The organism is Thalassospira sp. UBA4513, from assembly GCF_002388495.1.
Taxonomy (GTDB): Bacteria; Pseudomonadota; Alphaproteobacteria; order Rhodospirillales; family Thalassospiraceae; genus Thalassospira; species Thalassospira tepidiphila.
In genome coordinates this window covers 1-9,481 of the sequence record NZ_DGMR01000014.1, presented here as the reverse complement: position 1 = coordinate 9,481, position 9,481 = coordinate 1, and the positions used below count along the sequence as shown (strand labels likewise).

10 protein-coding genes are annotated in these 9,481 nt (G+C 56.1%); 7 read left to right on the top strand and 3 right to left on the bottom strand.

Annotated elements, in window-relative coordinates; genetic code table 11:
• The 6 genes from B2T33_RS06000 to B2T33_RS05975 form a co-directional block, all read left to right on the top strand.
• Window positions 1–1,125: biotin/lipoyl-containing protein (locus tag B2T33_RS06000; RefSeq protein WP_286791437.1), on the top strand; the 1,125-nt coding region annotated here is incomplete at its 5' end.
• An 80-nt stretch (window positions 1,126–1,205) separates the two neighbouring features.
• Window positions 1,206–1,889, top strand: a complete 684-nt coding sequence (locus tag B2T33_RS05995; protein ID WP_197145326.1) for a hypothetical protein — start codon at window positions 1,206–1,208, stop codon at window positions 1,887–1,889.
• A 281-nt stretch (window positions 1,890–2,170) separates the two neighbouring features.
• Window positions 2,171–2,905: an HAD family hydrolase gene (locus B2T33_RS05990; protein ID WP_197145325.1), complete on the top strand. Its 735-nt coding sequence runs from the start codon at window positions 2,171–2,173 to the stop codon at window positions 2,903–2,905.
• A gap of 16 nt (window positions 2,906–2,921) precedes the next feature.
• On the top strand, window positions 2,922–3,281 hold the full coding sequence (locus B2T33_RS05985; RefSeq protein ID WP_051007682.1) for a DUF1244 domain-containing protein: 360 nt from the start codon (window positions 2,922–2,924) through the stop codon (window positions 3,279–3,281).
• Between the two features lie 39 nt (window positions 3,282–3,320).
• Window positions 3,321–3,635 (top strand): acylphosphatase, encoded by a 315-nt coding sequence (locus tag B2T33_RS05980; protein WP_063087058.1) that lies wholly within the window; start codon window positions 3,321–3,323, stop codon window positions 3,633–3,635.
• A 171-nt stretch (window positions 3,636–3,806) separates the two neighbouring features.
• Window positions 3,807–4,658 carry a 5'-nucleotidase, lipoprotein e(P4) family gene (locus B2T33_RS05975; RefSeq protein WP_286791424.1) on the top strand — a complete coding sequence of 284 codons (852 nt, stop codon included), beginning with the start codon at window positions 3,807–3,809 and terminating at the stop codon, window positions 4,656–4,658.
• Window positions 4,659–4,715: 57 nt separating this feature from the next.
• Here the strand turns inward: B2T33_RS05975 and B2T33_RS05970 are convergent, their stop codons facing one another.
• The 3 genes from B2T33_RS05970 to B2T33_RS05960 all read right to left on the bottom strand — a co-directional run bounded on the left by B2T33_RS05970 (window position 4,716) and on the right by B2T33_RS05960 (window position 7,948).
• A complete protein-coding gene (locus B2T33_RS05970) occupies window positions 4,716–5,465 on the bottom strand; it encodes a DUF4336 domain-containing protein (protein WP_286791422.1) in 750 nt (249 codons plus the stop codon).
• 62 nt (window positions 5,466–5,527) lie between these two features.
• Window positions 5,528–6,940, bottom strand: a complete 1,413-nt coding sequence (locus B2T33_RS05965) for an FAD-binding oxidoreductase (protein ID WP_286791421.1) — start codon at window positions 6,938–6,940, stop codon at window positions 5,528–5,530.
• Between the two features lie 12 nt (window positions 6,941–6,952).
• Window positions 6,953–7,948 (bottom strand): L-threonylcarbamoyladenylate synthase, encoded by a 996-nt coding sequence (locus tag B2T33_RS05960; protein WP_286791419.1) that lies wholly within the window; start codon window positions 7,946–7,948, stop codon window positions 6,953–6,955.
• 270 nt (window positions 7,949–8,218) lie between these two features.
• Here B2T33_RS05960 and B2T33_RS05955 point away from each other — a divergent pair, with 270 nt between their 5' ends.
• The gene (locus B2T33_RS05955) at window positions 8,219–9,385 is read left to right on the top strand and encodes an MFS transporter (protein WP_286791416.1); all 1,167 of its coding nucleotides are present in this window, start codon (window positions 8,219–8,221) and stop codon (window positions 9,383–9,385) included.
• Window positions 9,386–9,481 lie beyond the last annotated feature (96 nt).

Genomic DNA, 9,481 nt, shown 5'->3' with positions numbered 1-9,481 from the left:
CTTCAGGTCGAACATCCGGTGACCGAACTTGTCACCGGTCAGGACCTTGTCGAATGGATGATCAAGATCGCCGATGGCGAAAAGCTGACGCTTAAGCAGGATGACGTCAAACTGACCGGCTGGGCCATGGAAACCCGCGTCTATGCCGAGGATCCCTTCCGCGAATTCCTGCCGTCCACGGGGCGCTTGGTGCGTTATCAGCCGCCTGCGGAATCCGACACCGTACGTGTAGATACCGGCGTCTATGAAGGCGGCGAGATTTCGATGTTCTATGACCCGATGGTCGCGAAACTGATCACCTATGGTGAAAACCGCGATCAGGCGATTGGCGAAATGCGTCGCGCGCTTGATGCCTATTACATTCGTGGCATTTCGCACAATATCCCGTTCCTGGCCGCTGTGATGGCCAACAAACGCTTCCAGGATGGCAACATCACCACCAACTTCATCGCCGAAGAATACCCGGATGGTTTCTCGGCCGATGATCTGCCCAACGATGATCCGGCTACCCTGATCGTGGTCGCGGCCTACATCAATCAACGCCACGCCGAACGCAATGCCGGCATCACCGGTCAGGTCAGTGACCATCCGCTTGAAATCGCCGAAAGCTGGGTCGCGGTTTGCGGGGATGACCATACCCCGTTCGATATCGAGTTCGATGGTGTTAACGGCGATTACATTGTCGCCATCGGTGATCGCAGCTATGGCGTGGTCTCGGACTGGAAGATCGGCGATCCGCTGTTCGTTGGCGAAATCGATGGTGCCCCGGTCTGTGTGCAGATCGATATCGAAGGGGTGGGGTACAAACTCGCCGCTAACGGCATTCAGCGCCACTTCAAGGTGATGCTGCCACGCGTGGCAGAGCTGCAAAAACTGATGCCGTTCAAGGCCCCGCCGGATATGTCAAACTTCCTGCTCTCGCCAATGCCGGGCTTGCTGGTCAAGGTCTCGGTCGAGGAAGGCCAGACCGTCCAGCCAGGCGAGGAGCTCTGCATTCTTGAAGCCATGAAGATGGAAAACGTCCTGAAGTGCGAAAGCAAGGGTGTCGTCAAAAAGATCCACGCCGAGCAGGGCGCTAACCTCTCGGTCGATGCCATCATCATCGAGTTCGAAAAAGACGAATAAGCATCCCCTCATAAATACGGGACATTAGTGTCGCGACATGTTTTAAATGTGTCGCGGCATTTCTATTTAGGGGGGAATTTGTGCGGCAGGTATCGCGTTTTTCAAGCGAATTGAGTTTTTTGAAACCCGCTTTTGAGCAGTTTTCAAAAAACCTAGAACAGTATGGGAAAGCCTTCAAGTGGAAGGAGCTCCCTCATTATTTCAATGAACGTGCCACCATTTCTTTCCTTCAAGCAGCCTGCTGGCAGTCAGGTTTGATTTCGATGGAAGAGTATGTGACGAAGAAGTACGTGGGGGAAGAAGAGAACGACGGCCGTTGTGATCTGTACATCTGTCAAAAACGGGGACAACGAACTGTGGAGATAGAAGCAAAGCAGCGGCTGCTTGTGCCAGGTACTAGAGATGGCACGATCAAAGGTTGGTTCTTGGAGGGTGATCTTGATGCATGCAAGAATCAAGGTGCTGACTTGCAAGCGAGTTTGACGTTTGTAATGCCTAGAGTACCTGTCTCAGCAGAAGTTACTGAAGAAGAATACCTTGAGGTTGTGCAGAACGCACTCAACATTGCAATGGAGAGCGGTATCCATGCAGTGCATTTTTGGTGTCATCCGAAAGCTTGGAAACACGAAGAAGAGCCTCGAGGTGGTGGTGAAATGGCTCGCTGGCCTGGACTGTTGAGTTTGTTAAGGGTTGTGAACCTAAGTGAGGATGGAGAGGCGAAGGTTGGTCCAAACACGCTAAATTCTCCAATCCGCTTGGCGTAGGCGAGATTGTTGAAGCCTAGATCAGAAGTTGAATGCTCCAAATATGGCGCTGTCCGGTTATCCCGGCAGCGCCTTTTCTATAACCTGTTCAAACACTTGTGTTTTCAAGGCCTTTCCGATCCGTTTCACGCATATTAAATACAGATAACGGGGCTTTACGGGGCGTTTGCACTGCCATATGGTCGTGAATTGAGGCCGTAATACCCTGTGAACATCGAGGTTGACTGCCAACGCATTGAACGTGCCTGCGGCCATCCAATAACAAGAAACGAGGCTTAAGAATGTACAAGCTGATTGCTTTTGATGGCGACGATACCCTGTGGCACAACGAGCCACTTTTCCGCCAAGCCCATGTGCAGCTTCGCGAAATGCTGGGACATTATGTTGATCCCGAACAGGTTGATGATCGTCTCTATCAGGCCGAGTTGGCCAACCTTTCCATCTATGGCTATGGCGTGACGGGCTTTACCCTGTCGATGATTGAAACCGCGATCGAATTGTCTGATCGCAAAATCAGCGCCGAGGATATCCACAAACTGGCCGAAACCGGCAAATCCATGCTGCGCGCGCCCACCCGGATCATTGACGGGGCCGAGGAAGTGCTCAAGCAATATGCCAAGCACCCGAATTACAAGGTGGTCCTGATTACCAAGGGCGATCTGATCGCCCAGCAGCTCAAGATTGATCGCTCCGGGTTCGAGGACCTGTTTGACGGGATCGAGATCGTCTCGGAGAAAGACCCGCTGACCTATCGCAACATCTTTGGCCGCTATGGCGTCGATCCCGAAGAGGCGATCATGATCGGCAATTCAATGAAATCCGATATTCTGCCGGTCCTTGCGTGTGGCGCGACCGCGATCCACATTCCATATGAAATCACCTGGGTCCATGAAATGGTCGATCAGACCGAGATTGACAATGACAAGGTCATCACGGCTGAAAGCATTGCCCATGTGCCCGGAATTATCGAAAAACTCGAAAACGAAAAGACCAGCGGGAGTATGGAACATGTCTGATTGCGCCGGTTCTGAAATGTCCACCGAGGCCGTCTTGGCCAACGGCCCGGCGGCCGATCTTGATCCGCAAACCAAGCTCGAACTCGAAGCCGCTGCCTTTCGTGGCCTTGTCATGCACCTTCAGGATCGCAAGGATGTTCAGAATATCGATCTGATGAACCTTGCCGGGTTCTGCCGCAACTGTCTGGCCAAATGGTATCTGGCAGCCGCCCGCGAACGCGGTGTCGCCATGGATTATGATGGGGCGCGCGAAGTCGTCTATGGCATGACCTATGACGCCTGGAAGGATAATCATCAGGCGCCGGCGTCGGATGAACAGAAACAGAAGTTTCAGGACACCGCCCACCTGCATGCCAAGATCCCCGGCGCTAAATAAGCCCGGGATAAAACCATCGACAAGGTAGGAGGCCCGATCATGACCGATACAAGCCCCGACCCGTCAACGGGGGATGGCAACATCGCCGTCCACGCCCGGATCGAAGGCCGGGTGCAGGGTGTGTGGTATCGCGCCTGGACCGTCGAAGAAGCCCGCAAACGCGATCTGACCGGCTGGGTGCGTAATCGCAATGATGGCTCGGTCGAGGCGGTCTTTTGCGGCCCGGCCAAGGTGGTGCAATCCATGATCACCGCCTGTCACGATGGCCCGACCCATGCGCGCGTTGATCGCATTCACGAAGAACCGGCGCTTGAAGATGGCTTTGCCACGTTCGAGAAGCGCCCAACCGCCTGAAACAGAGTGTGCGTCAAGGCGTTGGCGGCTTTGTTAAACCGATTGCAAAAGCCTTTTTCCAATTGATTCTGGAAAAAGGCTTTTTCTTTATCGCACTGCGGTGGCATGGTTATGAAATCCTGACTGCATGGTCAGACGCAATGCGTCGGGAAATCAACAGGGAGACTACACATGACCTTTATCGCAAAATCATTTGGCGTTGCTGTCATTGTTGCGACCAGTGCGCTTTGCGCATTCGGCGCACAGGCCGAGCCGGAACAGAATGACGGCCTGAACGGCACGCTGTGGCTGCAGACCTCGGTCGAATACAAAACGACCGCCATGTCGGTCTATGCCGGTGCGACCCGTTTGCTCGATGCCGCCATTGGCGATCACAGCTGGACCGCAGCGCTCGAGCAGGACGGCAACTATATGACCAAGCCACCGGCAGTCATTCTGGACGTTGATGAAACCGTTCTGGATAACTCCGCCTATCAGGCATGGGTTGTCACCGACAAAACCCATTACAGCTCCAAAACCTGGGCAGCCTTTGTGCACGACATGATTTCCACCCCGACCCCGGGCGCGCTGGAATTCACCAAGGCGGCAGCCGCCCGCGGTGTTGAAGTCTTCTATGTTTCGAACCGCAAGGCACCGGAAGAAGAACCCACCATCGAAAACCTCAAGAAATATGGCTTCCCATACGCGGATGAAAAGCATGTCATGCTGCGCGGCGAAGTCGAAGAATGGGGCTCTAACAAAACCCCGCGCCGGGCTGCTGTGGCCGAAGACTATCGCGTGATCATGCAGTTTGGTGACAATTTCGGTGACTTCACTGATGAAATCGATGGCTCGATTGCTGAACGTCTCGAAGTCATGGAAAAATACGGCAATTACTGGGGCGAACGCTGGTTCATGCTGCCCAACCCGAGCTACGGTTCCTGGGAAGAAGCAGCCTTCGGTGGCGATTGGGGCAAGTCCGGCGACGAACGCCGTCAGGACAAACTCAATGCCATGACCCCGTGGGCAGGCCCGGCCGAGTAACCCTTGCCGCGTACTTACGTTAAAGGGCGTCCCGACCGGGGCGCCCTTGCATTTTTACTATTTCAACACCCAGGAAAAGGCGCGCTTAATCTCCGCCACGGCATCGGTGTCATAACAGCGCCCATGCGCCAGAACGACATAGTCTGGGTTCCAGCCAATCATGGTGTGGACTGCCTTGCGCACGCTTTCCCTATACCCGGCAAAGGTCAGGCGCATGTCACGCGGCGTGCTGCCATGCGGGGCCATGGTGCCAAACAGCCTGACCATAAACCGCCAGATCGGGCTTTTGATTTTAGGCGCTTCGAAGTTTTCGATCAGGTCGGTCAGGATCAGGGTTTTGGACGCGGGATGGAAAAACACCGCCTCGTTCAAATAACTGCCGCGCACCAGAACCTGTTTGATCTCACCGGCCCACTCAGACTCCGGCGTATCGGCAAGCTCCGCATCAAAATTGACCGTAATCCCGACCGACTTGGCGCGTTTGATCACACCGGGTGCACAAAACGCCTTTGCATTCGGATAGGTCTTTTGCCAGTCGGGCACACCGGCGTAATGGATGGTGTTGGGCGCAATCAGATAGGCAACCTCGCCCAGCGCATCGACCTCGGCCTTAAGCGTTTCATTGAGCCGGATCGGCGAATGGACAAACAGTTTACCGCTTTGAAGGCGGATAACCGTCATCCGGGTCGGGAAGGGCAGCTTAAGGCCAGCATACTGAAACCCGATCACCGGACCGTCAAAGATCCAGATATTCTCGGCAATCGGTTTGGCGTGATCAAGCGGGGCATAGGTCTCGACAGAGAACATGGGGCGATCTTCCATCTTTTAGGCGGGGGACGCAGGTACGGGCAGGGTGGCGACAGCGGTGATTATACAACCTTGCCCGGATTAAGCCTGCCATCTGGATCAATTGCTGCCTTGATCGCATGCAGCAATTTCAGTTTTTCCACACTGGCATAATGCGCAAGCTCATCGCGCTTAAGCTGCCCGATGCCGTGCTCCGCACTGATCGATCCGCCAAGCTCGGCAACAATGTCGTGAATGACAGTATTCAGGCTTTCCCACTGCGCAAGATAGGCTTGCTTGTCCATGGTGGCGGGCTGGGTGAAGTTGAAATGGATATTGCCATCGCCAACATGGCCAAACGGGCAGGGGCGAATGCCGGGTATCAGCGCATCCGCACTCGCCATGCCGCGCTTCAAAAGATCGGCAACCTTTGAAACCGGCACCGATACATCATGTTTGATCGATCCGCCTTCATAGCCTTGTGCCTCGGGGATGCCTTCGCGGATCGCCCACAGGTTTTTACGCTGTGCCTCGGACTGGGCAAGGGTGGCATCCGTCGCAAGCCCGATCTCAACCGCCTGCGCCAACAGATCGACCAGAAGTGTTTCCAGATCATCCTTCGGGCGCGACGATGTCAGCTCGATCAAGACATGCCAGTTCGTCTTGGTCGCAAGCGGACGCGTCAGGCCCTTAAGATACGTCACCGACAGATCATGGGCAAAACTGCTGATCAGCTCAAACGCCGCAATCGCATCGCCGGTATGGCGGCGCGCAAGTGCAAGCAAGTCAATCGCGCATTCCGGCGACGGCACGGCAATCCAGGCGGTGGCGATGTGTTTTGGCTGGGCATAAAGCTTTAGCGTCGCCTTGGTGATAATGCCAAGCGTGCCCTCCGCGCCGATAAACAGATCACGCAGGTCATAGCCGGTATTGTCCTTGCGAAGCTTGGACAAGCCGTTCCACACCGTGCCATCGGGCAATACGACCTCAAGCCCAAGGCAGAGATCACGCGCATTGCCGTATCGAATAACGTTCAATCCCCCGGCATTGGTCGCAAGATTGCCACCGATCTGACATGTGCCCTCGGCGCCCAGCGAGAGCGGGAAAAGCAGATCTTGTTCTGCAGCCGCTTCCTGAATGGTTTGCAGGATCGCACCGGCTTCGACCGTGGCGGTAAAATCACGCTCGTCAATCTCGATGACGCGGTTCATGCGCTTAAGGTTGATCAGGACCTGTTTGCTATCGGCAACCGTCCCGCCACAGCGTCCGGTATTGCCGCCTTGCGGGACAATCGCGATGTCATGGGCGGCACAAATGGCAACTGCCTTGGCGACTTCCTCGGTACTGGCCGGAAACAGGATGATTTCGGCATGGCCTTCAAACTTGCCACGCGCCTCAGCATTATGGGCGGCCAGAACGTCGCTTTCCATGCTGAAACCCTTGGGGCCCAGCAGGTCCTTTAATTCATCAAGTGCGGCTTCTGGCAGGAACGACATGGCGCTGTTCCTTTACGTGGCATCATGTGGCGCGCGCGGGGCGCTCGCGCGTTTCAGACGGTCATTGATCGCAATGCCAAGTCCTTTGTCCGGGATCGGTGCAATCGCAATTCCGGCAAAGTGGCTCTGATCGGCTTCATGCAGCTTGGCAAAAAGATTGGCGGCGGCCTCGATATCATTGCCCGATTTCGAGAGCCATAACACCGCATCAAACCCCTTGGTATTGCAATCGCCAAAACCGAGCAGGACCTCATGGCCGTACTTGCTCGGATCGGCGGTAGTGGCGTCAAGCCGCACCGGCAGGCCCGGCGCATAATGGCTGGTCATCATGCCGGGGCTTTTGGGCGCGGTGTCATCGCTTTCCGCCATGACAACATCCGTACCCAGCAGTTCCGAAACCTGATCGGCTGTCACCCCGCCGGGGCGCAGCATCACCACCCGATCGGTGGTCAGGTCAATCACCGTACTTTCAAGCCCAACCCCGCACGGCCCGCCATCGAGGATCATGCCAATCGCATTACCCAGCGACTGCGCAACGTGGGCGGCGGTGGTCGGGCTGATCTTGCCAGACCGGTTGGCAGACGGGGCCGCAACCGGGCGGCCCACCGCACGCAACAATTCACGCGCCATCGGATGGGCCGGAACCCGCACGGCAATGCTGGGAAGACCGGCTGTGACCAGATCACAAACATCACTGTCTGCTTGGCGGGGCAGAACCAGTGTCAACGCACCCGGCCAGAATGCCGCGGCCAGCTTATCGGCGCGCGCATCAAATAATGCATGCTTGGCCGCTGCATCGCGGTCGGGGAAATGGCTGATCAGCGGATTAAAGCTTGGCCGGTTCTTGGCGGCATAAATCCCCGCCACCGCATCGGCATTGGTTGCGTCCGCCCCAAGCCCGTACACCGTCTCGGTCGGAAAGGCCACCAGCTCACCGGCGCGCAGCTTCGCTGCTGCCTGACTAAGGGCACCTTCGGAATAGGGACGGATGGTCAAAGCCGGGGACATCAAGCATTCCATGAAAAATATAGCGCTATGAGATACCTAGCGATGATGACCCCGAATGACAAGCTGCAACATCGACAACCGAAAATTGTGCGAATGTGGATTGAAAGCTCTGCTGCTTCGAATTAACGTGGCCACCGACAGGAAGAACTGCGACAAAAACGCGGTTCGCACTTGGTGAGTGTCAAGGCCTGCAAATCCGATTTTCGACCTGTCGCCAGACACCCGTGTCAGGTCCCCGAACGGTGCCAAGCATCGCAAGGAGGGCCTTTCATGCCAGCCAGACTGTTTTTGAAATCAATATCAATCCCGCCTGGAACGGCGATGTCGCTGGGTTTGGTCAATCTTGCCTCCTTTGTGTCGCAAGTGATCCAGATCGGGGTGATCGATACCTTGTTGCCGCTGGCGCTGACCAATGCGGGGCTGGGCGAACAACATGGCGGTATGATGCTGTCGCTGTACTGGATTGCCGATCTGGTTGGCGGATTTTTTGTCGCCGCCATCCTGCGCAAAACCCATCCGGTGATCCCGCTTTTGATCAGCAGCGCGTCATTCTGTCTTTTGATTGCGGTTGTGATGTATGCGCCGCAATCGGTTTGGGTTCTGCCGGCAACACTGTTTGCCGGTGTCGGCCTGATCCTGCGCTGGGTGATCTGTGACGGGCTGATTGTGCAACTGGCACCCCGCGACAAGGTCGGTCGTGTTGTCGGTTTTCACGAAACCCTGATGGGGCTGGGGATCGTTCTTGGCCCCATCCTGATCGGCTGGTTGGGTGATGATGCCTTCGCCATGTCAGGACTGGCGGTGTTGGCAGGCGCGATTGCGCTTGTCTGTGCGTTTTTCCTGCCGACCATCGAAATGGCGTCCACAGGCAAGGGGGCCGGGGCCGCACTGCGGCGCTGGATGGATAACTGGGATCTGGTGGTCATCGCCTTGGTCGCGGGGTTTGTTGAAATCTGCTTTTTGTCGGTTTTACCACTTCAGGCCCAACGCGATACCGGGCTTGCCGACGCCGGTTTGTGGATGGCGGCGGTATTTGTCTTCGGTGGAACCGTGTGTCAGCCGCTGGTGGGTTATATCTCTGACAAGGCCGGGCCAACCAAACTGGCCTCTCTGTGTTTCGGGCTGCTTTTGATCGGGGCTGTGCCAATGGCATTGGCGGGATATGGCGTGATCGCCGCGTCCATCCAGTTCATGCTGGGCGTTGCTGTTGCCGGGCTTTACACCGCGGCTGTCCTGATTGCCGCCAGCGGGCGCGGGCAGGGATATCAGGTCGGCGTGCTGGTGATTGTCTCGCAAAGCTATACGCTGGGCGCGATTGTTGGTCCGTCGGCGGGGACATCGCTTCTGGTGATGGTCGGAAGCTGGGCCTTGCCTGTTTTGGTGCTGGGTGCTGCGGGGCTGTCGATCGGGCTTTTGATGCTGCGTCGTCAGAGCTAGCTACGGGGCTTCGGCAATTAAACACCGCCCCAAAAAGCGCAGAGCCGCCATAAAAATGGCGGCTCCAATTTACGCTCTAGCTGTGGAACCTCAATA

Bases quoted from the DNA above. Each gene is read 5' to 3' on its own strand.
- B2T33_RS05970 (WP_286791422.1), bottom strand. From the start codon at position 5,465: ATGTTCTCTGTCGAGACCTATGCCCCGCTTGATCACGCCAAACCGATT.
- B2T33_RS05955 (WP_286791416.1), top strand. From the start codon at position 8,219: ATGCCAGCCAGACTGTTTTTGAAATCAATATCAATCCCGCCTGGAACG.
- B2T33_RS05990 (WP_197145325.1), top strand. From the start codon at position 2,171: ATGTACAAGCTGATTGCTTTTGATGGCGACGATACCCTGTGGCACAAC.
- B2T33_RS05965 (WP_286791421.1), bottom strand. From the start codon at position 6,940: ATGTCGTTCCTGCCAGAAGCCGCACTTGATGAATTAAAGGACCTGCTG.
- B2T33_RS05985 (WP_051007682.1), top strand. From the start codon at position 2,922: ATGTCCACCGAGGCCGTCTTGGCCAACGGCCCGGCGGCCGATCTTGAT.
- B2T33_RS05980 (WP_063087058.1), top strand. From the start codon at position 3,321: ATGACCGATACAAGCCCCGACCCGTCAACGGGGGATGGCAACATCGCC.
- B2T33_RS05975 (WP_286791424.1), top strand. From the start codon at position 3,807: ATGACCTTTATCGCAAAATCATTTGGCGTTGCTGTCATTGTTGCGACC.
- B2T33_RS05960 (WP_286791419.1), bottom strand. From the start codon at position 7,948: ATGTCCCCGGCTTTGACCATCCGTCCCTATTCCGAAGGTGCCCTTAGT.